The organism is Photobacterium obscurum (genome assembly GCF_026191635.1).
GTDB lineage: Bacteria > Pseudomonadota > Gammaproteobacteria > Enterobacterales > Vibrionaceae > Photobacterium > Photobacterium obscurum.
In genome coordinates this window covers 76,641-101,973 of sequence record NZ_JAKRRW010000021.1, presented here as the reverse complement: position 1 = coordinate 101,973, position 25,333 = coordinate 76,641, and the positions used below count along the sequence as shown (strand labels likewise).

24 protein-coding genes and 3 tRNA genes are annotated in these 25,333 nt (G+C 44.9%); 8 read left to right on the top strand and 19 right to left on the bottom strand.

Annotation, left to right across the window (positions count from 1 at the left end; all coding sequences use genetic code 11):
• Both MD588_RS26160 and MD588_RS20800 read left to right on the top strand, forming a co-directional pair.
• Positions 1-108: hypothetical protein (locus MD588_RS26160; RefSeq protein ID WP_407676603.1), on the top strand; the 108-nt coding region annotated here is incomplete at its 5' end.
• Between the two features lie 35 nt (positions 109-143).
• A complete protein-coding gene (locus tag MD588_RS20800; RefSeq protein ID WP_265699612.1) occupies positions 144-1,448 on the top strand; it encodes a VRR-NUC domain-containing protein in 1,305 nt (434 codons plus the stop codon).
• Between the two features lie 79 nt (positions 1,449-1,527).
• Here MD588_RS20800 and MD588_RS20795 read toward each other — a convergent pair whose 3' ends face one another.
• On the bottom strand, positions 1,528-3,327 hold the full coding sequence (locus MD588_RS20795; protein ID WP_265699610.1) for a carboxylesterase family protein: 1,800 nt from the start codon (positions 3,325-3,327) through the stop codon (positions 1,528-1,530).
• Positions 3,328-4,039: 712 nt separating this feature from the next.
• Between MD588_RS20795 and MD588_RS20790 the strand changes: the two genes are divergently transcribed.
• Both MD588_RS20790 and MD588_RS20785 read left to right on the top strand, forming a co-directional pair.
• Entirely contained in the window at positions 4,040-5,335 is a 1,296-nt protein-coding gene (locus MD588_RS20790; RefSeq protein ID WP_265699609.1) for an outer membrane protein transport protein, read from the top strand.
• Positions 5,336-5,739: 404 nt separating this feature from the next.
• Positions 5,740-6,570 (top strand): pirin family protein, encoded by an 831-nt coding sequence (locus MD588_RS20785; protein WP_265699608.1) that lies wholly within the window; start codon positions 5,740-5,742, stop codon positions 6,568-6,570.
• A gap of 126 nt (positions 6,571-6,696) precedes the next feature.
• Here the strand turns inward: MD588_RS20785 and MD588_RS20780 are convergent, their stop codons facing one another.
• Together MD588_RS20780 and MD588_RS20775 are read right to left on the bottom strand one after the other, a co-directional pair.
• Positions 6,697-7,170: a DUF2947 domain-containing protein gene (locus MD588_RS20780; RefSeq protein WP_265699607.1), complete on the bottom strand. Its 474-nt coding sequence runs from the start codon at positions 7,168-7,170 to the stop codon at positions 6,697-6,699.
• A 178-nt stretch (positions 7,171-7,348) separates the two neighbouring features.
• The gene (locus MD588_RS20775) at positions 7,349-7,567 is read right to left on the bottom strand and encodes a hypothetical protein (RefSeq protein ID WP_265699606.1); all 219 of its coding nucleotides are present in this window, start codon (positions 7,565-7,567) and stop codon (positions 7,349-7,351) included.
• Positions 7,568-8,026: 459 nt separating this feature from the next.
• Here MD588_RS20775 and MD588_RS20770 point away from each other — a divergent pair, with 459 nt between their 5' ends.
• Together MD588_RS20770 and MD588_RS20765 are read left to right on the top strand one after the other, a co-directional pair.
• A complete protein-coding gene (locus MD588_RS20770; RefSeq protein WP_265699605.1) occupies positions 8,027-9,574 on the top strand; it encodes a long-chain-fatty-acid--CoA ligase in 1,548 nt (515 codons plus the stop codon).
• Between the two features lie 163 nt (positions 9,575-9,737).
• Complete coding sequence (locus MD588_RS20765) at positions 9,738-10,493, top strand: DUF3108 domain-containing protein (protein ID WP_265699604.1); 756 nt, start codon at positions 9,738-9,740, stop codon at positions 10,491-10,493.
• Positions 10,494-10,514: 21 nt separating this feature from the next.
• Here the strand turns inward: MD588_RS20765 and MD588_RS20760 are convergent, their stop codons facing one another.
• Genes MD588_RS20760 through MD588_RS20740 form a run of 5 tightly spaced genes read right to left on the bottom strand, consistent with a single transcriptional unit; the run spans position 10,515 to position 13,736 of the window.
• Entirely contained in the window at positions 10,515-10,766 is a 252-nt protein-coding gene (locus tag MD588_RS20760; RefSeq protein ID WP_265699603.1) for a hypothetical protein, read from the bottom strand.
• A 26-nt stretch (positions 10,767-10,792) separates the two neighbouring features.
• The gene (locus MD588_RS20755) at positions 10,793-11,353 is read right to left on the bottom strand and encodes a gamma-glutamylcyclotransferase family protein (RefSeq protein ID WP_265699602.1); all 561 of its coding nucleotides are present in this window, start codon (positions 11,351-11,353) and stop codon (positions 10,793-10,795) included.
• Positions 11,354-11,365: 12 nt separating this feature from the next.
• Positions 11,366-12,310, bottom strand: coding sequence for a 5-oxoprolinase subunit C family protein (locus MD588_RS20750; RefSeq protein WP_265699601.1), 945 nt, complete (start codon positions 12,308-12,310; stop codon positions 11,366-11,368).
• The gene (gene pxpB, locus MD588_RS20745; RefSeq protein WP_265699600.1) at positions 12,292-12,999 is read right to left on the bottom strand and encodes a 5-oxoprolinase subunit PxpB; all 708 of its coding nucleotides are present in this window, start codon (positions 12,997-12,999) and stop codon (positions 12,292-12,294) included. The genes MD588_RS20750 and pxpB overlap by 19 nt, the downstream gene beginning before the upstream one ends.
• Positions 12,996-13,736 (bottom strand): 5-oxoprolinase subunit PxpA, encoded by a 741-nt coding sequence (locus tag MD588_RS20740; protein WP_265699599.1) that lies wholly within the window; start codon positions 13,734-13,736, stop codon positions 12,996-12,998. The genes pxpB and MD588_RS20740 overlap by 4 nt, the downstream gene beginning before the upstream one ends.
• A 335-nt stretch (positions 13,737-14,071) precedes the next feature.
• Between MD588_RS20740 and MD588_RS20735 the strand changes: the two genes are divergently transcribed.
• Positions 14,072-14,659 carry a porin family protein gene (locus MD588_RS20735; protein ID WP_265699598.1) on the top strand — a complete coding sequence of 196 codons (588 nt, stop codon included), beginning with the start codon at positions 14,072-14,074 and terminating at the stop codon, positions 14,657-14,659.
• Positions 14,660-14,777: 118 nt separating this feature from the next.
• On the opposite strand, the gene MD588_RS20730 is transcribed toward MD588_RS20735, so the two are convergent.
• The 8 genes from MD588_RS20730 to MD588_RS20695 form a co-directional block, all read right to left on the bottom strand.
• Positions 14,778-14,864 (bottom strand) — tRNA-Leu (locus MD588_RS20730).
• A gap of 90 nt (positions 14,865-14,954) precedes the next feature.
• A tRNA-Gly gene (locus MD588_RS20725) sits at positions 14,955-15,030 on the bottom strand.
• Positions 15,031-15,044: 14 nt separating this feature from the next.
• Positions 15,045-15,118 (bottom strand) — tRNA-Cys (locus tag MD588_RS20720).
• 411 nt (positions 15,119-15,529) lie between these two features.
• Positions 15,530-16,162: a bifunctional 4-hydroxy-2-oxoglutarate aldolase/2-dehydro-3-deoxy-phosphogluconate aldolase gene (locus tag MD588_RS20715; protein WP_265699597.1), complete on the bottom strand. Its 633-nt coding sequence runs from the start codon at positions 16,160-16,162 to the stop codon at positions 15,530-15,532.
• A gap of 25 nt (positions 16,163-16,187) precedes the next feature.
• Positions 16,188-17,081, bottom strand: a complete 894-nt coding sequence (locus tag MD588_RS20710; protein WP_407676602.1) for a sugar kinase — start codon at positions 17,079-17,081, stop codon at positions 16,188-16,190.
• Positions 17,082-17,406: 325 nt separating this feature from the next.
• Positions 17,407-17,790, bottom strand: coding sequence for an SMU1112c/YaeR family gloxylase I-like metalloprotein (gloA2, locus tag MD588_RS20705; protein ID WP_265699595.1), 384 nt, complete (start codon positions 17,788-17,790; stop codon positions 17,407-17,409).
• Between the two features lie 34 nt (positions 17,791-17,824).
• Positions 17,825-18,202, bottom strand: coding sequence for a hypothetical protein (locus MD588_RS20700; RefSeq protein WP_265699594.1), 378 nt, complete (start codon positions 18,200-18,202; stop codon positions 17,825-17,827).
• Positions 18,203-18,320: 118 nt separating this feature from the next.
• Positions 18,321-20,423 (bottom strand): alkyl/aryl-sulfatase, encoded by a 2,103-nt coding sequence (locus MD588_RS20695; RefSeq protein ID WP_265699593.1) that lies wholly within the window; start codon positions 20,421-20,423, stop codon positions 18,321-18,323.
• 492 nt (positions 20,424-20,915) lie between these two features.
• Here MD588_RS20695 and brnQ point away from each other — a divergent pair, with 492 nt between their 5' ends.
• The gene (gene brnQ, locus MD588_RS20690; RefSeq protein ID WP_265699592.1) at positions 20,916-22,217 is read left to right on the top strand and encodes a branched-chain amino acid transport system II carrier protein; all 1,302 of its coding nucleotides are present in this window, start codon (positions 20,916-20,918) and stop codon (positions 22,215-22,217) included.
• Between the two features lie 82 nt (positions 22,218-22,299).
• Here the strand turns inward: brnQ and MD588_RS20685 are convergent, their stop codons facing one another.
• The 3 genes from MD588_RS20685 to MD588_RS20675 all read right to left on the bottom strand — a co-directional run bounded on the left by MD588_RS20685 (position 22,300) and on the right by MD588_RS20675 (position 25,330).
• A complete protein-coding gene (locus tag MD588_RS20685; protein WP_265699591.1) occupies positions 22,300-23,961 on the bottom strand; it encodes a tetratricopeptide repeat-containing response regulator in 1,662 nt (553 codons plus the stop codon).
• A 365-nt stretch (positions 23,962-24,326) separates the two neighbouring features.
• Positions 24,327-24,740: a heme lyase NrfEFG subunit NrfF gene (nrfF, locus tag MD588_RS20680; RefSeq protein ID WP_265699615.1), complete on the bottom strand. Its 414-nt coding sequence runs from the start codon at positions 24,738-24,740 to the stop codon at positions 24,327-24,329.
• A 53-nt stretch (positions 24,741-24,793) separates the two neighbouring features.
• Positions 24,794-25,330: a DsbE family thiol:disulfide interchange protein gene (locus tag MD588_RS20675; RefSeq protein WP_265699590.1), complete on the bottom strand. Its 537-nt coding sequence runs from the start codon at positions 25,328-25,330 to the stop codon at positions 24,794-24,796.
• Between the last annotated feature and the right edge of the window lie 3 nt (positions 25,331-25,333).

The following is a 25,333-nucleotide window of genomic DNA, read 5'->3' as shown; positions in this document are numbered from 1 at the left end:
AAAGGAGCGTTTTTTCGCCGAGACAAACTTGCTTACAGTGAAATAGGCAAGTTGGACAAGGCTGCTGAGGTGCTAAAAAATGCCGGATTCATCATCATTGGCCATTAAATGACATCATCCCGTTATTCACCAAAGCGGAGCTATTGAGACTTTTTCCCGTATTGACCGGGAACAAGTCGGCTCGAAAGCCTGAACTGACTGAAATACTCATCAACCATAACCCCAGCTTTAGTGACTTCGGCCAAGATATTTTGCAGATTTGCCACCAGCAGCATCTCGACACATTTCTGCTACTGTTTTTTGGCAACCGGCATCAAGATCTCAGCCAATTTGTCCTTTCCGATCTTGGGCTGCATCAATTTGAGTCCTACGCGATTGATAGGCAAACCCGCCTTTTTAGCAAGCGCTATCAAATCCAGCAATGGCTGGAGCTAGCAGATCTCAGTGATCGCTACTGGCAAGCGAAAGAAATGAAAGATCACACTACGATCACGGAGCTTGCTACAGCAATACCTCCGGCTTTCAGTTGGTCCCCGCTAGAGCGAAAGCGCCAGCAATTGATCAATCACATTGCCCGAGACCTTGAGCGATTCTCCAGCCAGGACAAACATCAGCTCAATACAGCGCTCACCCTATTCCGCCATAGCCTGATCCCCCCATCGCGCGAACGACAGGTTCGTATTCTCGACAAACAAGAGAAATACGATGATGCCTACCAACTCGCCCTTGAAATGAAAGCCTCCCCTTACACGGAAGAAGAAGCGGATGTGGCCAGCACACTGGAAAGAAAACTGTGTAGCAAATTATCTCTCAAGATTGAAAAGCCAATCAAACCGGTATTCAATGAACAGCACCTGGTTTTACCCCACCAGGACATAAATGTTGAAGAGTCTGTCGTTAACTATTACCGTGAGCAGGGCTGGCAGAGTTATTTCCTTGAGAATAGCCTGATATGCAGCTTATTTGGCCTCGCGTTCTGGGACATCATCTACTCGCCAGTAACAGGTGCTTTTTTAAACCCTTATCAGCGTTCGCCGAGAGATATGTTCCAGCCCGAATTTTACGAACAAAGAAAACAACTCATCGACGACAGGCTAACCGATATTGAGTCCGGTAACTGGCGCAACTGGCTAGCGGTATTCAACGAAAAAATACCGTTGAGCAATGATTGGGTTAACTGGAATCTGATCAACCCAGAAATTATCACGCTGAGCATAAAATGTATTCCACCAACAGTACTTTGTCGGCTGTTTAGGCGAATTCTATTTGACCCTCGCAATAACCGCTCGGGTTTTCCCGATGTGATTGTTTTCAAAGATAATCAATACAAGTGGGTAGAAGTTAAAGGCCCGGGAGACAAGCTGCAAAGCAACCAAATTCGCTGGCTGAAGGTATTTCAAGAACTGAAAGTCCCTGCCGTCGTTACTTATGTAACATGGGAAAAATAATATCCCCAAGTAATTTCAATATACTTGGGGATATAGGTCAACAAGGGCGGAGATGCAGCCACCCTTGTCATCACATCAATTACAACAAAAGATCACTGACGTCTTTACAACGGGAGTCATTCATTGTGTCATCCCAGCTATCAATACTATTAAAACCACCGCTATTGATCATTACCGCATTATCACGACTTGTCACCATTTCAGTACCGGTAAATGTGTCGGCCTTAAACCACTGCCGTGACATAGAGTCCATCAATGCTCGGTCGGCTTTCGTGGTATAAACCTTTTGCGAGGCAATATCCACAGCCTTATTGAAGACAAACGGCAATTCAGCCGCATGGCAAGCTTTGCCCGAGCCATCCTTGTTAAGACAACTTAACGACGTCAACGGTGATACACTCAGCGGCCAGAAGTTGAAGCTCGGCGCATAATCGAAGTGATACATTGTCGTTAAATTCGAGCCATTATTATTATCGGCCTGGTTTTGTACTACTTTACGAGACGCACAGGTAAAGAGCATGTCATTGGCAAGCATCCTGAACTTCGCAACATTATTGCTGGAGCCTTCCAAAGTACTATCGTCTTCCGGCTGATAATTTTCCATGCCGAGTAGTTTCTGAGCCTTGAGTACTCCGTTGAAGCCATAAAAGGCACGAACAGACAGGTCATACATATTGTTGTTTCTGACTAGGTCAGGAATTGCCGGGTGATCAATAACGTATTTACCATCATTGTCTTCAATGTTGACAAACAGCAAGGCTTCCAGCATCGAAGTAAAGATATTCGATTCGTCAGTATTAAAGCCGATGACGGTAGGAACCGAAAATTGGGTATCAACCGGCTGCTCCGTCAAATGGTAACCTTCAACGACAACATTCCCCCAAATATTTTTCTTTTGCTCAATATATGGCGCAAATGGCAGCATGCCTGATGTGGCCGGTGCGAACTTCAGCAAGGAATCAAGCAATACAGCCCCTGACTTGGCGTATGCCTGAACATCTTTTATCTGCTCTAAAGAAAGCTGCTCTAACGTCTTCCCCTCAAATTTAGGCTCATCAGCAACATATTGTCTCAGAGTCTGTTGCAGTTTTTCTGCTGAATCATAGTTCTTATACGCCAGGCCATACGGGTTGCTCTGCATGATTGCGCGCTGATAATATTTCCCAGCCACACTTGCCTCTGGCTTAGGCGTTTCTTGCTGCAAAATACCAATCGACATTGCACCGGCACTTTCACCGAATACGGTGACATCGGCAGGGTTACCGCCAAAATCGGCGATATTCTCGTTAACCCACTCCAGCGCTTTTTTCTGATCGCCGATACCGTAGTTTCCGCCTTTGTCATCATTTGTCCATAAACTACCTAGCAGACCCACCCGGTAGTTAATCGAAACTGAAATAAAGCGGTTATTATCTTCTGCGCCCTGGGAAACGATCGTATCACCGTGGTTTACCAACGTTGATCCCGCGCCCGTTTCAAACGAACCGCCGTGGATAAACACATAAACCGGCAAATTTTCACCAGCCTCGATACCTTGAGGGCGCCAGATATTCAGGAACAAACAATCCTCGGATTGCTGCCCCGCCTTTTCCCCTAACTGTGGACAAATTGCGCCGAACTCAGTCGCATCAATACTGCCAGCAAGCGCCTGCATCTCACTATGTTCAAAACGCTCGCTTGTCGCATACTGAATACCTTTAAAGGATTCGACGCTCTCGCCAGATTCAACCTTACCGGTCACTGTTGCACCGTTTTTAGCGGTCACTGTTACGTATTCAACTTTCTCTATTTTTTTATCATCAATTGCACTGTCTTCATTACAGGCAGTTAAAGATAGGGCGATAGCCACCGCTATGAATTTTTGTTTTTTTATTTTCATTATAAATATCTTTAATATGCTTCTTGTTTAACCGAATAGAATTATCAATCTAATAGTCTAATTATTTAAACTAAACTAATTCAGCGGGAGTGATGTTCGTTTTCGAAAAAATTATAACTAATTCAGATATAAAATAAATGTTATTCAATCTGGTCGGACGTTGTTAAAAAGTAGAAAAAACCACAGTAAACTATTAAATTTATCGCCAAGACGAATACCCAATTAAGGTTAAATATGAAAAAAAAATGCTTAAACTTCAAACCTGAACAATTTGCTCGCGACAATAACAAAAAAAGAACAACCACCTGAAAATACAGCAACTTACAACAAGCAAAATCAAACGTAACAATAAAACAATCTACATTAACAATAGATTACCACCGAATCATAAAACATAGTTGTTATATACTTCACTCAGTATATAATATATCAGCAATCATATTGACTCAAAACTTAGGACAATTAGAATACTCACTCTAACATTTGAATTATGTAATACATGTTTCATTGCTTTTTTTATTAAAGAATCTTTAACCATAAATATAACCAATCACCGTAACCCTTAATAAACATAAATCTCCACTCTTATTCTCATTGTTTATTACCTTCCAACTGGTCTGATTTGTTTAAATAAACACAACACCTAAACTCTCGACAAATTAATGACATCCGTCATTTCTATCCACAGTTAAAAATTAAAATAAGTCTAATTATGTTCAAGAAGCGTCTATTATCTTGTGCTGTTCTCTCAGCCATTGCATTTTCGTCTGCTCCTTCACTGGCAGCAGGTTTTCAATTAAATAGCCAATCTGCAACCGGCCTTGGTCGCGCTTTCGCAGGCGATGCGGTCATTGCCGATAATGCCTCCGTCGCCGCCCGAAACCCGGCGGCAATGGCTCTGTTCAAAGAAGCCAACCTCTCATTGGGCTTTAACTACATCGCGACTGACGTCAGTATTAAAGAAGGCACCTATAACCAACCTAGCCTCATAACTAATGGCAGTGAAGTTCTGGGTCTTGAATCAAACCAGTATGACATTTCTGGTACAGATGACATTGGTGGTAATTCCTTTGTACCAAACCTGCATTTAGTGGTGCCTATCAATGACCAGTGGGCATGGGGGATTTCCGCCTATTCAAACTTTGGAACCGCAACCGAATTTGAAGATGACTTTGCAGCCTCTATTTTTGGCGGTAAAACCAGTGTAAAAAGCATGAACTTAGGTACCAGCCTCTCATATCGCCTGAACGAAAGCCTCAGTGTCGGTGCCGGACTTGATATAATTTATGGTGTGGGAGATTTAAAGCGCGATTTTGATGCAGAAGCCTGTCTCGCTATCGGTGGTAAAAAAGCCCTATGTAGTGATATCAAAGAAAATGTTATTGACGTTGAAGCCTCTGGTTTTGCCCTGGGCTGGAATGCGGGTGTTGTCTATGAGGTCAATGAAAATCATCGCTTCGGCTTAAGCTATCGTTTCAGCCCCACCGTCGAGGCTAAAGGCGATGTTAAAGCAGGGACCAATGAAGCTGATTCCATGGATCTGCCACTGCCCGATATGGCTGAATTCTCGGGTTACCACCGCCTAACAGACAAATTTGCGGCTCACTATAGCCTGCAGTGGGTTGAGTGGAGTGCCTTCGATACACTGCACATAGCGGGGCTAGACAAAGAATATCAATGGAAGGATGCAGGTCACATTTCTATTGGTGGTACCTACTACCTGAACAATGATTGGACCCTACGTGCTGGTTACATGTATGACATCTCTGCAACGGATGAACTGAAGTCGATATCTATTCCGGACTCAGACCGTCACTGGTTCTCTACCGGTTTTACCTATCATTTAAATGATAAGGAAAACATCGACTTTGGCTTCACTTACTTGATGGGCGAAGACGTTACATTTGACGAAAACCTTAACGACGCTCTACCGGTTCCATCCATTACAGGAGCGACCACCCGGGCAGATGCAATCCTTGTAGGTCTTCAGTACAGCCGATCTTTTTAACGCCTAAAATTAATCCCCCTAGTTTCCGAAGCCCTCACACGAGGGCTTTGATATTTTCGACGTCCCCCTAATACCAAGGGCTGCGTTTGACTTATTTTGTTAAATAAGTAGGTAATAAGAACCACTGGTTACTGCAAATTTTTCCTTACCTTATACAATTATTCCTACACAATGATCTAAACACTCACTCATCCAGATTGGTATTAAATAGACACTTTCAGGACTACGCTTTTCTTGTTTTAATTCCCGTTTCTTACTTGTTCAAATCAGCGTCTTAGGTCTAAGATTTAATCTATAAATTTCACTATTAAACCATGAATCACCGTTCAAACATCTAGTCGATTGGACACCTGTGAGTTCATGAGCTGCGATAGATAAATCATCATGATAGTCGGTGACCGATCATGAGAAATACAAGAAAGATACTAAAAATTCGTTATGGGCAAAAAACCGGGGCTATCACCGCGTTTATCAATGCCGACAACATCAGTGAACTTGATCCTTTTGTACTTTGGGATCATTTCGAAGCCAAAGAAGTCCTCCGAACAACCGGGCTCGACTATCATGGCCATTCCGGGGTGGATGCTGTTAGTTATCCAGTAACAGGAAAGTTGCGGCATATTGACTCATCAGGCAACCGCGTCACGTTGGCAAGCGGCGATCTCCACATCATGACATCAGGCAACGGAATCATTCACAAAGATACCATGACGCCACAAGATGGCCGGGTCGAGTCATTTAGTTTATGGACGGCTCTTCCTGCTGGTGAGACTGAAATGGCCGAAGCCTCAAGTATCAACATCTCGTCAGCCCAGATCCCATTAGTAGAAGAGCCCGACTCTACCACCAAAATCCTCATTGGAAGTTACAAAGATTCGATCAGTCCTATTCAATATAGTATTGCCGTTACGTACCTCGATATTATGATCTCGCCTTATGGCATTTGGCAATTTGAACCAGACAATAACCAAACCACCGGATTCATTTATGTCCGATCCGGCAACATCTATATCAGCGGCAATCAACTTCATCCCCATCAAATGGGGACGTTACATTCTTCATCTCTTCCGCTAGAGATCAAAACTGGCAGTATTGGCGCTCGATTTTTTGTTACTTTGGGTGAACCCTTGCATCAGCCTTTAATTTCATCGGGCAACTCTATCCATTCCTCAGCAGCTAACTTGGTATTGGGTGAGGAACGAATTAAGCAACTGATGGCAAACCGAAGGAGATAAAAACTAACTGGGTTTCATCTCTCACTGTGGATAGGTTTGTCGTCCTATACAATAACGTCATCCGATAGGATGACGTTATTAAAAGTTGACTATACCTATCTTGATAGGAGGTAAATCGGTACGGTATTAGCTACGGTTCGTACACTTAAAAGTGCCGTTTGAATTGAACCACAACGTTTGCTTTTTTTTGCGACCAATCAACATCGGGCCATCATCGAAAAACAAAAAGTTCTTCCAATTGCGTTTGAATACACCCCATTTTGTCTCAATGACATTGTATTTTTCGTAACAGAAAAAGACCGTGGTGTTATCTTCCCAATCAATAAAATCAGCCATCTCTGGTGGTAGGTCAATATCATCACTATCCCAGGCTTGCTGCCAGTCTATCGATTCAGACCAAATCTTCTGATCATGTGCCCAATCACCTTTTTCAAAGTGATCAGCATCCGGGCTATGAGCGCTAATATGCTCACGCCAGATTTGCGCTGAACGCGCCTGAGTAAAAGGTTTTATCTGTTCTAAATCGGCTGCCTCGACAGGCATAGATGCGTGGGTAAAAATCCACTTTCGGGAATAGCTATCTAACTCTACGTAGTTCATTCGTCGACCTAACAAAACATTGACGAGGCAATGTACCTCAGTCAATTATTTAGTTCCAGTCTTCGAGTACTTTTCATTACGAAATTAAAGCGAGAAGAAGATATGCAAACCAGTAGGAACCGGAACAATACGTGCTAGCGCCACATTATCCACCGGTCCCTTTCATTGTATAGCCAAGTTACTTATTTACATCCCAGTAGTTGCTCACCCAACCTCCTACCTGATCATCATAGTGACAACCGCTGAACTGCCTTTCAACTGCGGGCAACTTCTGACTTCGCTCCTCTAGTAACTGAGAGATATGACAGGCCATCGGATCCCCTTGCTCCACCAAACGCCTTCTCGTGGCGACTTCTTTAATGATCTGTAATCGATATGCCGAGTTCATTTTTTTCATCTCACCAACCTCTCTCAGTTAAACCAAAATAAAAAATAGGAGCGCGACTGCAAATCGTCAAATTAACGACATCAAACGGTCACATTTCTTCGCTATGGCGAAGCATCAAAAATCCTATATATTCAGAACTTTAACAATTACGCGTTGGGCGGGAATGGTACAAGTAGATCTGTATTGGTAATAACTCCTTGAAAGGAATTACATTTATTTGAAAAAAAAAATTAATATTTTTTATCAGAAAAATCAAAAATTGCACAGCCACAAACTACATAGACTCGCAAGGCTTCATGTTTCAGGGAGGGGAATGTGGTTAACATACTCAATTCAAAGGCGCTAAAAATACTCAATAGGTTGGATATAATTTGGGGGCTTATAGCAGTTTTACAATCATAACGGCACTTTTCCTCGTGAGTGTAATACAATCTTCCCATTGCAACATCACAATAAGAACAGGTAAGTATGTATAACCTAGCCACTAACCTAGAACGCAATGCCATCTTCCGAGGCAACAATACCGCTATCATTTTTCATGATCAGACAATCAATTACCAACAATTGAATGTCATGGTCAACCAAGTCGCAAACCAGTTAGTGAAGCTCGGAATTAAACCTGATGATAAAGTCGCAATTTCATGTCCGAACACACCAGCATTTATTATTGGTTATTACGCGATTCAAAAAGTAGGGGCGATCACCGTACCATTGAATATCATGCTAAAGGGACCAGAAGTTGCCTATCACCTTGATGACTCTGACGCTGTGGCCCTAATCAGCTTCCAAGGCAACAGCACACTACCATCCGGGCAATACTGCTACGAAGGTTATACTCAGGCGGAGAGCTGTAAACACTTTATCCTCATCGAATCGGAGGGTGAAGAAACTCCTATCCCGCAACAAGCCCACCGTTTTAATCAATGGCTGCAATCAGAGGACACGGAATTTAGTACCGTTTACCGTCGTGCCGAAGATACCTGCGTGATCCTCTACACTTCAGGCACCACAGGACGGGCAAAAGGTGCCGAGCTGAGCCAGAGCAACATGCTATGTAATGCCCAAGCCTGCCAGACCCTGACAAACCAGACAGGAACAGACGTTAGCATGGCAATCCTGCCGCTATTTCATACCTTTGGCCAATCGCTGATCATGAATACATCCATACTGGCAGGTAGTGCACTGGTTCTGATCCCCCGGTTTGTTCCTAAAACGGTCATGCAGCAAATGCACCAGCATAAAGTCACCCATATCGCTGGGGTACCGACAATGTTTATCGGCCTGCTTGCCTTTGCCGAGAAACATGGCGGTGACTATATCAAAGACATTGCCGAGACCCTAAAAGTCGCAATTTCTGGTGGAGCCTCGATGCCAGTTGAAATTCTGAAGCAGTTCGAAGCGAAACTGAATGTCCCGGTTATTGAAGGCTATGGCCTTTCAGAGTCTTCTCCGGTTGCCGCCTTCAACCACCTGGAGTACGAACGCAAGCCCGGCAGTATCGGGCAGCCTCTGCCCGGTGTGACCATGAAGGTTGTTGATGACCAAGGCAACGAAGTTCCGCAAGGTAAAGAAGGCGAACTGCTGATCCGTGGCCATAATGTCATGAAAGGTTATTATAAAAAGCCCGAAGAAACCGCTAAAACCGTCGTTGATGGCTGGCTACATACCGGTGATATCGTCAGAATGGATGAAGATCACTATGTCTATGTTGTCGATCGCCTTAAAGAGGTCATTATTCGTGGCGGTTACAATATCTATCCACGAGATATAGAAGAAACCTTCATGACCCATCCGGATGTGCACTTCGTGGCAGTTATCGGCGTACCGCATAAAACCTACGGCGAAGAAGTGAAGGCCTTCATTGTTCTCAAAGAAGGCGCCAAGACCAACAACAAAACCTTTATCGCATGGGGACGGGAGCGTCTTGCAGACTACAAATACCCTCGCCAGGTCGAGGTTGTCGAGAGCCTGCCAATGACAGCTACGGGTAAAATCCTCAAACGATTACTGAAGTAACAACCGCGATATTCCATCAACGATGCAGGCTGCTTGCAGTCTGCATATACCTTCCTGACAACATATCTTCTCACCACTTCCGAAGACCGGCGACTTTTTTGCGCAATTTGACTCTCACTGCTAACGTTTTATTGATGGAGCATGTCGGTGATACGGAGTTCAGGTGAAAAGAATATTCGCAGTAATGTTACTTTGGCTCTGTAGTTTACTGTCTTCATGGGCAGTACAAAGTGCGCCACAACCAATATTCCACCAATGTAACAAGGTATTTACTTATGACTTGTATTGGAGCGACCTCAAAATTGGGCACTTTACCCGTACATTAAAATGGCAAAACAATCGTGTCGATATCCACTCCTATAGCAAAGTAGATTTAATGGTAACCAAAACCAAGCTCAAGCAAGACAGCAAGGTCTATTGGTCTGAGCAGCAAAATTCGTTTTTAACTCACTCCTTTAAGCGCAAGATTACTGGCCTGATGGCAGGAAGTACCCTTGCAACATTCAGTTACGACGGGCGCCAATCTGTATTGCGTAGTAATGGCTCTACAGACAGATTCAGTAGCCACGACTTACCGTTGCTCGACGGCGATGCTGTGGGCAGCCAATTGCGATTAAATCTGATTGAAGGCAAAAAAAAATTCGAATTCAAACTGCAGGATACCGATGAGGTAAACCATTATCACTTTGAAGTAAAACGTGATGAGACCATACAGACACACTTTGGCCGCGTGAAAGCAATCAGAGTCGAACAAACCCGTAAAAATGACCGTAAGTTAGTGATGTGGTTCGCCCCAGATGTTGACTACCAACTCGTGAAGGCAACCTATAAACGAAAGCTCATAAACTTAAAAGCGATACTTATCCGCAAGAAAATTCAGTGTCCGCCAGATGCCTTGCAGACCGCTAAAAAGCGATAACAACCTTACGAAGCCTCATGATTACTTCATCATTACCTTACCACCGATGATTTTAAAAGCGGGAGCACCCCTTACCAACGTATCTCTGGCAAACACAGCCTGGCAGTTAGGGCAGATACATGGATGCAGGGTATAATCCTTGCTGATCCGTTCTTTAAAGCATTTCACCAGAGCGCCCTTGCCCCCTTTGCGATATTTGAACAATTGCGTTTTACAACCGGAACAAAACACATCAACAGTTTTGGTCGGTCCTTTCTTATTTGGTTTTGCCATTTTTAACTTAGCTGGAATAACGGGAATTAAATCGAATTACGAACATTGGCGACCAAGCGATCAATTTGCTTCAGGTATTCATCTGGTACCCCTGCAAGATTGCCATATTTTGGCTGATGGCGGTCGTTTTCAAACGGATAATGCCAGCCCTGAGTGGTTTCAACAAATGTTTCGGTAAATTGCCGGGAAATCGACAGGCAACCGGCCAAAACAGTATCAACATAGGTCTGCATAATTGGTTGCACCTCACAAGGAGGCTCAGGATCCGTCTTCACGTATACCCATACCGGATCCGTTAGCAATCCCCCGCCAGTAGCAGAAATAGTCGCGGGATCCAACTCGATTCGACGGTACCCCCTCTCTCGTCGGTCGAAATCTATAAGAGAGTCATGATTAATTTTGACCAATACCCCATTACAACTTCCCTCACCAGCGACAGCAACTAAAGGGGCTATCTTGTAACGACCATCTACCTTTCCCCAATGACGCAGTAAACCATTCGCAACAGCGGGGATGGCAGCGCCTGTTTGCCCCGTCAATTTCCGAGAATGACCATTAATTAAGCTGCCATAGCCAAAGATATACATACGTAACCTCCGCTAAAAGGGTAGTGCAAAAAAACGGGAAAAAAGTTGCCACTCCTGCTGCAATGTATCTAAATCTCCAGGCGAAAATCGCACCATACTTCCCGGCGCGGCTTGAGCCAGTTTCGGCATGTCAACCCGGGCAATACAGCCCAGTTTGGGGTATCCGCCCAGTGTCTGGCGATCATTGAGTAATATAATAGGCTGACCATTGGGTGGAATTTGAATAGCGCCGTATGCAATCCCCTCAGAAATAATCCCTTCAGCTTCTCCAGCTATCGGCGGTCCTTCCAAACGACATCCCATACGATCAGTTTGCTGAGAGATTTTATACTCACCCTGATAGAAATTCTGTTTTACTTTATCCGAAAAGCTTATGCTCTGATAGGACTCAATTACCCGCAACTGTACCGGGCTGGCATAGTCAGGAATAAACCGAATAGGGGTAAACTGAGATTCAAAATCGGATGCTACCGTTTCGTCAACTGAATGTCTGAGATCCAACCTATCCCCCGACAGCAAAGCGCGGCCAGACTCTATCCCACCGATACTATTTCGTACCACTGTTGAGCTGCTTCCTAGCGTAGTGGGCACGTCGAGTCCGCCTTTTACGGCCAGATAAGCACGCAATCCTGCTCTGGGATAGGCCAACTTTAATACCTGCCCGTCCCGCCATTGAAAGCTTCGCCAGGGAACGACAGGCTCACCATCCAGTGTAGCCGCCATATCCGCTCCGGTAATTGCGCAGATCAAATCACCACGAGCTTTAAAACTGGCCTGCCCTAACGTGATTTCCAACTGCGGGCAGCCCATCTCATTACCTAGCAGATAATTGGCCCAACAGTAGGCATGAATATCAACGGCTCCGCCCTGACTTAGCCCCTGATCACCGACGCCTAGCCGACCAACATCCTGGACTAACGTTAGCATGCCGGGGCGTATCACTTCCAATGCGGCCAAATCACGCCTCCTTGATGCAAAAATTCATCTCTCGAGATCGGTTGAAACTTCACCCGGTCACCAACTTCAAACGGTGTCATCGGCTGCTGCTGTGGAGAAAACAGTGACTGCGGACAGTTACCAATGATCTGCCAACCTCCCGGTGAATCCGCTGGGTAAACGGCGGTCTGTTCATTGGCAATCCCAACACTGCCAGCGGGGATCTTCAACCGGGGCTCTGCCCGTCTTGGCGTCGCGATTAGTGAATCGACGGAGGCCAGAAAGGCAAAGCCCGGCGCAAATCCAATCGCACACACGGTATAAATTGCCTTACTATGAGCTTCAGCCACCTGGTTAAAGGACAAGCCATGCTGACTGGCAACAATCGGTAAATCCGGCCCAACCTCATGATGGTAAAAGACCGGCAATGTGATCAACTTACCGACTCGAGAGGACGGCTCTGAACCTGACTGTTGCATAGCATCAGCGTACTGCATGATGGCAGTATGCAGAGTGTGGTAGGTCATTAAACAGGGATGATATTGAATAAAGAGAGAGGTGTAAGACGGGATCACTTCTACCAACGACTGGGAGAAATGCTCCTTTAAGTATTGAGATAAGTGCCCTATCCGAGGTGCCAACTGCGTATCTATCTGCTCACCCAAATACACGATCAGACACGTTTCCGAAACTGGTTCAACACGTATCATGGGTTCAATACCTTATGCAAGGCAGCGATGGTAGCAATAGATTGCTCATTATCACCGTGAACACACACGGTATCAGCCTTCAAGAAAAGCGTTTCGCCAGAAATCGTAGTGACCCTTCCCTGTGCCAGTTCAACCACCTGCTGTTTAATACGTTCCGTATTGTAGTAAACGGCTCCCGGTTGGCTTCGCGGGACCAGCAAACCTGCTTCACTGTATGCACGGTCCGCAAAGGCTTCCAACAACAGCTGAACCTTATAATATTGCGCAATTTCCTGGTAATTAGCATTATCCGATTTAGCCAAAATCATCAGCTTGAGATCAATTTGCTGATTTCGGTTCAGGCCCGCAACAGCTTTGATGATAGCTTCAAAGATCGCCTCGTCCGCCATCATGTCGTTATACAATGCTCCATGCGGTTTGATATAGCTAATGCGGCTCCCCTGCAACTGGCAAATCGCATTTAATGCACCAGCCTGATAAGCCACCAGCTGGGCAATCGACGTCAGTGAATGAGGAACGCTGCGACGACCAAAGCCCACCTTATCGTCATAGCCGGGATGAGCCCCAATTTCGACATGATGAGAAATCGCCCACGCAACAGTTTGGGCCATGATATCTGGATCAGAGGCATGGAAACCGCAGGCAATATTCGCCATATCAATCCACGGCATCACCGCCTGATCATTACCCATTTGCCAGGCACCAAAACTCTCACCCATATCACAATTCAATTTCATCGCGAGTCCTTGCACCTGAAATAGTTTGGTTAATTTAACCTTATACACAAACTAACTAGCGATCAATTTCGCAGAAGTAGTCATGTTAACTTTCAGGGCTCACTTATCCCCTCCACCTTCAGCAAATCACTACCGAATAAATAATGAGCAGCAAAACCATCCCCTGCAGGGATAAATCTCGCCATTCCTGTCATCAACAGCCAAATCTATTACCCAACTCTTAACCTTTCTTGATCTGTGCACTTAATTTAATATCAAAAATGAATACAATAAGCCGGCTTTATTGAGTCAATTAAAGTGTTAGGTATATCCACACGTAATTAAAAGAAGAAAATATGAAAAAAGTAGTTTGTTTAATTCCATTACTTCTTGCGTCGACGAGTTCTTTCGCTGCAGCACAAGATGTCAGAGGCTTTTATGTTGGTTTAGGTGTTGGTAGCACCAGCTTCGAGGATGATGGCTGGAACGGCGAAGTATACGATACATCATTTGATGAAAAGGATAACAGCTTCAAGATTTTTTCTGGTTATCAATTTAACAGAATCATTGGTATTGAGGCGTCTTACACTACCTACGGAGAGATTGATAGCCAGGCAGACAATTATCAAATAGACCCAACCTCATTCTCGGTATCTGCCAATGTCGGTTATACCTTCAGCAACGGCCTTCGTCCGTTTGCTCTGGCTGGCCTGTCGGCGGTTGATTTAAGCCAGTCAGAAGAAAGGTTGGATGGCGATAGCGGTGGTGCTATCCATTATGGCCTTGGCCTTGATTATGCGCCTGCAATGTTAAATGGATTCAGCATGCGCCTGGCTTATGAGGGTGATCTGTTTGGTATCGAGGAAAAGATCTCCTCTTATACAGTTCGTAGCTATGATGTTACTGTAGGTTCGTTCTATCTGGGCGCTTCATACAAATTCTAACTGTCTTTGCCATTCTGTATTAAAAACAAAATAAGGCTGTCATCAGATAGCCTTTTTCGTTGTTATCGTATAGGTACAACGAAAAAAGGCTTACCTTTCGGTAAGCCTTTTAATGAGATGGTGCCCCGGGCCGGACTTGAACCGGCACAACGCGAACGTCGAGGGATTTTAAATCCCTTGTGTCTACCAATTCCACCACCAGGGCACGCAATTCTTGATTGCGATGCGCTTAACTGATTTAAGTTAGACACCATCTAGATACTGAACACTAATTAAAATCCAATATCGCAAAATTTGGAGCGACACACGAGGTTCGAACTCGTGACCTCAACCTTGGCAAGGTTGCGCTCTACCAGCTGAGCTAGTGTCGCAAATTGAGGTATGATGGAGGCGCGTCCCGGAGTCGAACCGAGGTCCACGGATTTGCAATCCGCTGCATAGCCACTCTGCCAACGCGCCAGCTACCTTCATACTCACCATCAACTGGGTCTCCCCGTTGCGGTATGGGATGCATTCTACGGATTGCGCTTCATGAGTCAACAGCAAAATAGTAGATTTTATTTTGTTTGATTGAATTATGCACAACAGCCTTGTTTTTATGGATTTACTGCTTGCGAATTGACCACTTTAGGCTAGCGTCCTACTTATTCTGAATCAATCCAACATTCATAAGTCACTAATTAGACGTCAATTTGGCTTCATGTATATTTAAAGCGCTGTAAATATCTCGTTCTCATTCCTGAGATACAAACAATGTTGTAATTATTCAACTAAACATATAAAGGCAAACCCAGATCACACTTCGAATTTTCACTGCTCCAGCAGCGCCAATACAGCATCTATCTCTAGGGCTGCTGTAAAGAGTTAAAATTAACTATTTACCAGCTCAACCGCTTCACGCACCAAGCGACCAATCTCATCCCAGTCACCAGCTTCAATCAACTTGGGTGCCACCATCCAGGTACCACCGCAGCAATGGACACGCTCAATCGCCAAGTAATCACAAACATTGGCTTTGCCAATTCCCCCCGTCGGCATCACCGCGATATCAACATAGGGGGCCAACAAAGACTTAATCATATTAATGCCACCAGAGGCTTCAGCCGGGAAGAATTTCAAAAAGGTCAGCCCGAGCTCCAGAGCCTGTTCAATCTGGCTGGGGTTATTAATCCCCGGCACCATCGGAATAGCCAGTTTCTGACAATAACGAACGGTATTGGGATTCAGACCGGGAGCAACAACAAACTCCGCTCCCGCTTCTTTGGCACGATCCACCTGATCAGCATTCAGTACCGTACCCGCGCCAATACACATCTCTGGGTACGCTTCACGCATCAATCGGATCGCTTCGGCTGCTGCCTCGGTACGGAAAGTGACTTCGGCAACCGGTAGTCCATTCTCCACCAGCGTCTTTGCCAACGGCACTGCCTGCTCAATACTGTTGATTTGAATAACCGGAATAACTTTGAATGCTTTTAATTTATCGATCAATTGCTGAGACATTAGCTCTTGTTCCCTTTGTTCTAATTTACATTAACTCTTTCATTGCCTCTGGCGGAATAATCGCCCCGGGATACTGAATAACAATCGAGGCCAAATGATGGCCAAGCTCGGCCGCCGTTGCTGCCGAGCCTCCGCTTAACCGTCCAGCCAGATATCCTGCCGCAAAAGAATCTCCTGCCGCGCAGGTATCTATCACTTTGTCGACCTGATTAGCTGCAATATAAAATGTATCTGTTTCAGGTGACTGGAGATCGGTAGCCACTTTGCAAGGTTCACTCCCCCGCAAAATCACAACTTCATGACAACCAAAACGCTGACAGCGCTCAGTAATGTCAGTATTACCCCACACTTTGCGATCATCATTTTCAGTGATCAGCGCGATATCAACAAAAGGCAAAACTTGTGAATACCAATACTGAGCCTGTTTTGATGTCCATAACTGCGGGCGGAAATTATTGTTAAACAAAACCTTGCCGCCATTGCATATATGCTTATCAAGCAAGGTGATCAGCACCGCTTTGGCCTCTTCCGCCAAAATGGCCAGGCTTATCCCGCTGATGTACAAGGCATCGAAACGGTGCTCGTCAATTGCTTGTTCAAGCGGCGATGACAGCGCCGAAAAATAAAACTTTGCCGCGCTATCATTACGCCAGTAATGAAAATGACGCTCGCCACTGGGTTCTGTTTCGACCAGATACAAACCTGGAAGCTTATTCGTCACTTTACGTACCAGCGAAGTGTCGATGCACTCAGCCTGCCATGACTCCATCATATCAAGGCTAATGTTATCGACCCCTAATGCCGTTGCATAACTGACAGCAAGATCACGGGAAATGCCTAATCGAGAAAGATACAGGGCAGTATTTAAGGTATCGCCGCCAAAGGTTCTCTGTAATGGCTGTCCACTCAGCTCAACCATACACTCACCAAAAAAAGCAATTTTCACGCTGCCACCTTCACTTTGCTCGATCTGTATTTAAAGAGTAATGGATGATGCAAAGCTTACTGCACGACAAAGGCCTGCATTTTTACAACTTTCAGAGAAATATTTTGCAATTGCAGACATCGTATTGATTGATGGTTCTTCGCTATATTGCTTTGCGACAAAGTAACCAAGGCAGTCGCACTATCGAGAACATCTAGATGGCGCAATGCCTATGCACTCCGACGCCTATAGCTCATTCAGATAACAATGTGTTACAACGTAACCCATTACCATTGAACATATAAACCCCAATCTCTAACTAGCCCTCATATAACTCAAGAGGAAGCCCGTCAGGATCCTGGAAGAAAGTGTATTTTCTTCCGGTAAATTCATCTACCCGAATTGGCTCAACGTCAACGCGGTGACTCTCAAGGTACGCTGTAAATGCTTCGACTGAATCGACAGTAAAAGCCAAATGTCTTAACCCTCTGGCCTCTGGAAAGCTAGGCCTTGCTGGCGGAGAGGGAAAAGAAAACAGCTCAACCTGACAGCCATCAGGTAGTCGCAAATCCAGCTTGTAAGAATTTCGGGCTTGTCGATAATTTTCGGCAATCACCGACAAGCCAAGAATATTCACATAAAAGTGTTTTGACTTGGTATAGTCGGCACAAATAATAGCCGCATGGTGGATCCCTTTAAGCATAACGCTCCCGTTTGTATCCTATTTTATTACAGCCTCAATAAGGTAGCTCGTCAGGATCAACGCCAACATAGTCGGGTTCGATATCCTGTTCAAACTGTACCGCTTTAATTGTTTGCTCTCCTTGCTTATAGGCTTTGCAAACCCGGTGCATCCCATCCATTACCCGTCCCTCACGGCACAAAATAATCGGATATGATAAGTCTGCACTATCTATCAGAACAGCATGCTCAAGGATATTCTTACAGGTCGGGGAGGCGCCGCCCAAGTCATACCAGAACGATTCATCAAGTTCGCTGATTTTTCCGAGTGGATAGTCTTTAACAACCAACGGCTTGGCAAGCGTAATTAACCGAAAAACGTCCCAGGCAATAAGCCCCTTCTTAGATTGGCGAAAATGATATTGTTGACGCATGCTCCCTCCTTGAGGCGCAATGGAACATTCAACATTATCATATTGTTATATAAGTAAAAGGGAAGCACATCGTACTCCCCCTTCTTTTATCCATGACAACAAGAATTATCAGGCCAGCTTAACCGCCATCGGTATGACCAAGCTCAGGTTGAGCAAACGTGTTGGTTTCAGGTTGAAGCGATTTCCCTTTTTTCGTGCCAGGCATCATCTCGAAATCAGGGGTAAAATTCGCTAGCATCGACTTCAGTTGATCGAGAGGCTTTCTGTCACCGTCAAGCTTTGCTTTGCCATTTTTTATTTGCTCGTCCAGGGTAACGCCCCCCATCATCACCGGTTCAAGATCTGAGCGGTTAATCGTGATCGTCAGATCTGCTGAATCAGCAACAAAACCTTTTATATTAGTAAGCGTTGCATTACTTAATTCGACGGCATATTTTTCATCGTTGTCGGGTGTGATCAGATTAATGACGAAATTAATGCCGTCAGCCTGTTCGCTTTCAAGCCGAATAGCCAGAAAATCTAACCACAAGTCCGTCGACATCGCCTTAATCATATCCGGCCCCGAGGTTTTAGGAGAGGCGCCCGTCGGGATCCCCTGGCGCAACTCGTACGCTGCGGCGAGAAAGCTGTTACGCACGCTTGGGCTCTCTTGCTGATAGCCAATCTGTTCGAAAGCATCAGCAAGCAAATCCTTGGCTTTCTGGTTATCGGGCTCCCCGTATACCAGTTTATTCAAGATCTCAGACGCCATCAGGTATTCACCCTTCTCATACAGCTCCTGCCCTTTGCTGATGATCTTGTCGGCTCCCCCCATCATTTCAACATATAAGGGGCCTGAATCACGAGGTGACAGTGGGATCAGCGTTGCCGGATTGCCATCCCAGTAACCTAAATAGCGATTAACGACTGCACGGCTATTATGCTGTTCAGAACCATGATAGCTGTGCGCTGACCATTGCTGCTGAAGGCTTTTAGGCGGCTTGTACTCATTGTGGATCTCATTGATTGTCACTCCCTGATTGGCCAGATGCAGCACCTCATTGTTGAGGTTGGCATAGATATCCCGCTGCGAACGCATAATTTCCTGGATACGTTCATTGCCCCATCGTGGCCAACTGTGTGAAGCAAACATCACCTCAGCCTCTTGACCAAACATGTACAGTGCTTTGTTGATCTGCTTTGACCATTCCAGCGCATCACGGATCAGCGCGCCACGCAGGGTATAAATATTATGTACCGTCCCGGTTATGTTCTCGGCAGCCCAAAAAGTTTTGAGATCAGGGAAATAGGTATTCATCTCAGCTGGTGCCTCGGTTCCGGGGGTGTTTTGAAAGATCATTTTCACCCCATCGACAGTCATCTCTTCAATGTCTTCTTTGATGGTAACCGTGGGTGGTAGCAGGCCAGTCGTTCCTGCTGCGGTATTCTTACCTATCGACTGATCAACATGACCAAAAGGACTGCGCGGCAATAACACACCATATTGGAAGAACAACCTTCGGTTCATCGCGTTACCGGCATACACGTTCTCAGAAACAGCATGGGTCATGAAACCATCAGGGGCAATTATTTGCACTTTACCAGCCTTTAACGCTTCTTCGTCAACGACGCCACGGACTCCACCAAAATGATCGGCATGAGAATGTGAATAGATCACCGCGACAACAGGCCTCTCACCCAATTTTTCATTGGCTAGCTTGAGCGCGGCAGCTGCCGTTTCCTTGGCAGTCAGCGGATCAATGATGATCCAACCGGTATCCCCTTTAATAAAACTAATATTGGCGAGATCAAATCCACGTACCTGATAAATTTTATCGGGAACCACTTCATACAGGCCATAGGCCATATTGAGTATTGCCTGACGCTGAAGCGATGGGTGGATACTGTCGAACGTTTTATCCTCCAGCAGCCATTCGTAACTCGCCATATCCCAGGCAATATTTCCGGCTTCGGCTTTTATTTGTTTATAGTCAGGAGCCACTATAAATCCCTTTTTAGCCTCATCAAAATCACGTGTATCCGAAAATGGAAGGGCCTCTTTTAGTTGCTGCTGAGATTTAATGGTAAATTCTGATGGTAGCTTTCCTTTAGGATCAAAATGCTTTCCTTCTGCAGCACCGGGATCGGCAAGTACACCGCCACCTCCAGCAGCCAACACAGCCCCATTAACCCCGAGTATGGCGATAGATACAATTACGGGAAGTAATTTATTCTTATTCATTTATTCACCTTTTCGAAAGAAATCCGTACTCACAGCAGCGCAAATACTTCATGCCGCTCAATTCATTGTAGAATCGAATCAAAAAGCCAACTGAATAATCTTTCACCGCCGTTTATTTCGCCTAATACACCAGGCAAGACTGGCGCTCGATTGCAGAAATTTAACCCAATGAGATGAATATCATTAAAAGAAATCACCAAAAAACTATTTACATGCCGTTTTATTACTTATATGGTGACTGTGTTGCCCGAATAATTAACTAGGTTATCTATGCTATTTCATACAGCCCAACAATCTGTGACTTCCCTGAAAGTTCAGGGCCAGGCTGTATTGCGTGCAACCAACATTATTATCGCCATTATTCTAGTAATTATTAACTAGGCTGGCGGTTATTTCCCCGTCAGCCAGGCTGACGGAGGATATAGTTTTCCCTTCTTATTTTTCCACCAGCCTTACTGACGGTCCTAATATATACACAACAGGACATGTCCAGTGAAAACACATGATTTACTTGCCATAGGCTTAATGACATTCGCCCTTTTTCTCGGCGCCGGAAACTTAATCTTTCCCCCCTCTCTCGGGCTTGAAGCCGGTACAAACCTTTTCCCGGCGATGGTTGGTTTTTTAGTTACTGCTGTTGGCTTACCCGCTTTAACTCTAATCGTTTTAGGACGAATAAGCAGTACGCAAAACCTGACCAAACCATTGCCAAGCTGGTTAGCTCGCTCTTTCTGGATCGCTCTTTTTACCGCTATAGGCCCGGCATTTGGCATGCCGAGAGCGGTAACGGTTGCCTACGAGATGGGGATCAAACCCTTTGTGACCACAGATCACCTGCTACTGTTTTCCGTCCTGTTCTCAGCATTTACATTAATGCTCGCGTTTAAGCCGGGTCGCTTAGTCGATTGCATTGGCAAAGTAATGACACCACTGCTTATCTTAATGTTACTGGCCCTTACTCTAGCAGCTATAATCTCACCACTGGACACGCCGTTGGCACCTACTGCTGATTATCAGCATGGTGCTGTCACACAGGGGTTGATCCAAGGCTACATGACCATGGATGCAATCGCAGCCGTCGGGTTTGGCTGGGTTATCATCCAAACTATCAATGCCAAAGGAGTAACTGCTCCCAAAGCCGTCGCCAATACTGCATTCAAAGTGGCCATGATTTACGCGGTTTTGATGGCTGGCTGTTATATGGCCATGGGGTATGTCGGTGCAACTTCAGCTTCTGTCGCTACCAACGCGACAAATGGTGGTGAGATTTTAGCTCGCTATGTCGCTGGAGAATTTGGCGTGTATGGACAATGGTTACTGGCAGCAATCATCATTATGGCTTGCCTGACAACAACGGTTGGCCTTACCAACGCGTGTGCTGAATACTATAAACAAACTTTCAATGCCTCTTTTTCTGTCACAGCCACGATTGTCGTCCTTCTGACAGGCATCATTGCAAACTTTGGCCTCGAGCAAATCCTGGCCGTCAGCCTGCCTGCAATTTTGGTTCTGTGTCCGGTAGCCATTGCCTTGGTACTGGCTGCGCTAGCCTTTCCTGCCAAGCCAGACGTTTCATTCACTTATATTGCAGTTCTAATGACAGCAATGGTATTCGGCGGGCTCGACGCTCTGACTATTTTAGGAAAAATGCCAGAAAGCCTTGATATGAAGCTAACTCAGTTGCTACCGCTGTACAGTGCACATGCAAGTTGGTTCCTGCCTTGCCTGACTGTGTTGTTTTTCAGCCGTATGTTGGCCGTAAGCAGAAAACCTTTAATTCAACTCAGCAATTAATCAAACGTTGATTTAAGAAGGACAATAGAGCAACGTCTTAGAGTATAACGGTAGGGTATTATAAACGCCCTACCCACTTAATTTATGCCGAAGCTCTTTTGGGCATTTTATCAACTCGTTCCAGTGCCATTTCATAGAGCGCCTTAGCCCGCTTCACTTCCTCGAGGCTGGGGCGGGTGTCATTTCTATACACCCAATCGCAGGATGCAATAACCCCTTTAATTTCAGATGCAGTCAAAAACGATGGTGTTGCCAAAGCCGTTAATTCAAGGATCAAGAAACATAACTTATAATGAAAAGGCACCATATGAAATGCACGGTAGGCATCCTCAATCGCACCTGTTGCTTGATTATTATTCCGTTTTTCAAAAGCTTGCTCAACAAGCTCTCCGCCCTCTTTCAAGCGCTGGTTGATTTCCGTATGGCAGGCTTCGAGCAACTTGACCTGACTTTGCACCAATACATCGTCGTCGGCCTTGCCGCATAGCTCCCTCGCAATTTGCATTGTGTGCTCATATTGTTCGGGCATCCCGCAAAAACCATATAACCTGGCAACATTCAAGACAGTGTAATAGTCATCGATTGGCTGTTCCTGCAAGTTTATTTTACTAACGATAGTAAAACAGTCTTCTATCTCGCCATGCAGACAAGCCAAAATAGCGACGCCAACCATTGCGCTAATCTCACTCTCATAACGCTCCTGATCGGATTCACCATACGTTTTCTGCTCATAAATGTTATGTCTTGCTTCATTCACCAGTTCGGAGTACTCGGTATTATCCTCGGTATAAATACTGGCAAGCATAAGTGACACAGAAATATTTGCACTTATGCCGGAACTATAGCGACAGGTTCCGGTTACTTTGTCAGTATATCGCTGGTAGCCAATCGCAGCTTTTTTATGCTGTTTAACTACTGCATAAAGATTGGCGATAATGAGTTCGCGTAATGGATTAGCCGAATTCACTTTGTGGAGCAGGTTAAATTGCTCCAACGCTTCGGGAACTCGGTCGCTAGCTATCAAGCAACCTGCCAAATGTTTTCTGGCTATTGGCTGTTTAGGGTATTTAGCTAGTATTTCCTGAAACACCGCTTCGGCTTTTTTTAGCTCACCTAATCCTTTAAGAGCCTGTCCAAAACCAATTTGTGGCCATAGATGGTCATAATTTTTACAAGCTTCCGCATAAAATAATCTTGCTTCTTTATGTCGTTCGGCACGTAATAAACAGTCACCGTTAATTCTGTCGATGTAACCTTTATACATGGGGTAAGATTGTCGATACCGATGGCAGAGATCAATCGCCGTATCATACTCTTTGTTATCAACTGCCAGTAATAAAGCATACAGAGCTGATTTTCGCTCTAGCACCATCTCGATCCGTTCGATAAATACAATGGCGGAGAAAGGTTTTATTAAGTAATCGTCCGGTTCTAATTCTATGAAGTGAGTAACCACCTGCTGGGAATTATCACCGGTTACACAGAGAAAAACACCGTCACTGGAGAGAAGTTTACGCTGCTTGACTTCGTCAAAAATTAGACCACCATCAATATGATGGCGCATATTATAGTCGCAGATAACAACATCATAATTATGCTGAGCCAGAAGACGAATAGCTTTAAGGCTATCCATAGTACTATCAATACTGTCATTCGATACGCCAGATGTATTAAGCATCGAGCGCATGATCGAGATCGCGGTATTCGAGTCATCAATCAATAAATATTTCTTTCCTGTTATCACCTTGGCAGCCCTCCCTGGCGACTGAGAAAATCAGATGATACCTTTCACCATCAATATGAAGCAGCACTCATACCTCAATCATAGTTTAAATCTACAAACTTCAAAAACAAATAGTGCAATGCATTTCATAACTAATATTCCTATTTGTAGCACCAATCGATACAAGGAATATATGCCAACGATCACATAGCGAGGATATATAGAAATAATAATAGGTAGGAATAGTGGGAAATGCCGCATTAAATCAACTTATCGGCATAAAGTGAATGCTTGTATATAATATGGCCGAATAAATAGCTACTCGACCTATTATTCTTAGTGCTTAATTTATGTGATGCAACTATTATCGCTGCACTTTCATCACATTATTTTTCTTGTCGACGAATAGAGTAAATCGCAATAGCAGCAAATATAACCAAAAGCAGTACTGGTCCGCCCCAGAGAAAATAAGTTTTGGGCTCAAACTTGGGTTTATACAAAACAAAGTCACCAAAGCGGCTCGTCATATACTCAATCACTTCGGCATCGGTTTTTCCGCTGTCGACCATTTGATAAACCTTTAGCCTTAAATCCTTGGCCACCGGCGAATTCGACTCTATTAAGTTCTGATTCTGGCATTGCGGGCAACGTAAGTTTCTCGATAATGCTATCGCCCGTTCCTGATCGGCAACAAAGCGAAATTGAAAAGTTTCGACCGACTCCACCACCCCAGTATCAGCAGCTAAAAATACCTGCCCTGACAGGTTTTGCGCCGCAGCACTTACACCAACCAAGCACATCATTAGGAGACCAAGAAACCAATACACACACTTCTTAGCAAAGCAAACAGGACTCATAACGTCACACTCGATAACTGATTAATTACAGGAACAAATTCTTGCTGCCAAATTTGGGGAGTCAGTGTTCCGACATAACGCTGACGAATCACACCATTCTGGTCGATCAGGTAGCTTTCCGGAGTACCATACACACCTAAATCCAATGCTAAGCTCCCTTTAGGGTCGAAAATCACCTTCTGATAAGGGTTCCCCGAAGCAGCCAGTTCATTTAAGGCAGACTGTCGATCATCTCGATAATTCAAGCCAACAATCTTTACCTGATCCTGCTTGGCCAATTCCATCAAGAATGCATGTTCCGATTTACAAATCCCACACCATGAAGCCCAGACATTAAGTAATTGAAGCTGTCCGGTTAGAGAGACCTCTGTGAGGGTCAACGATTCCTGTTGTAGACTTGCCAGGCTAAACTCTGGTACTGACCGTTCTTGAAGCGGTGATACCGTAGAGTTATTTTGCTCCCCCATCGCCATCACAATGATCCCGCCCAAAAGCAGCACAAAAAATAAGGGAAGAAAACGGGTCAATTTCATGAT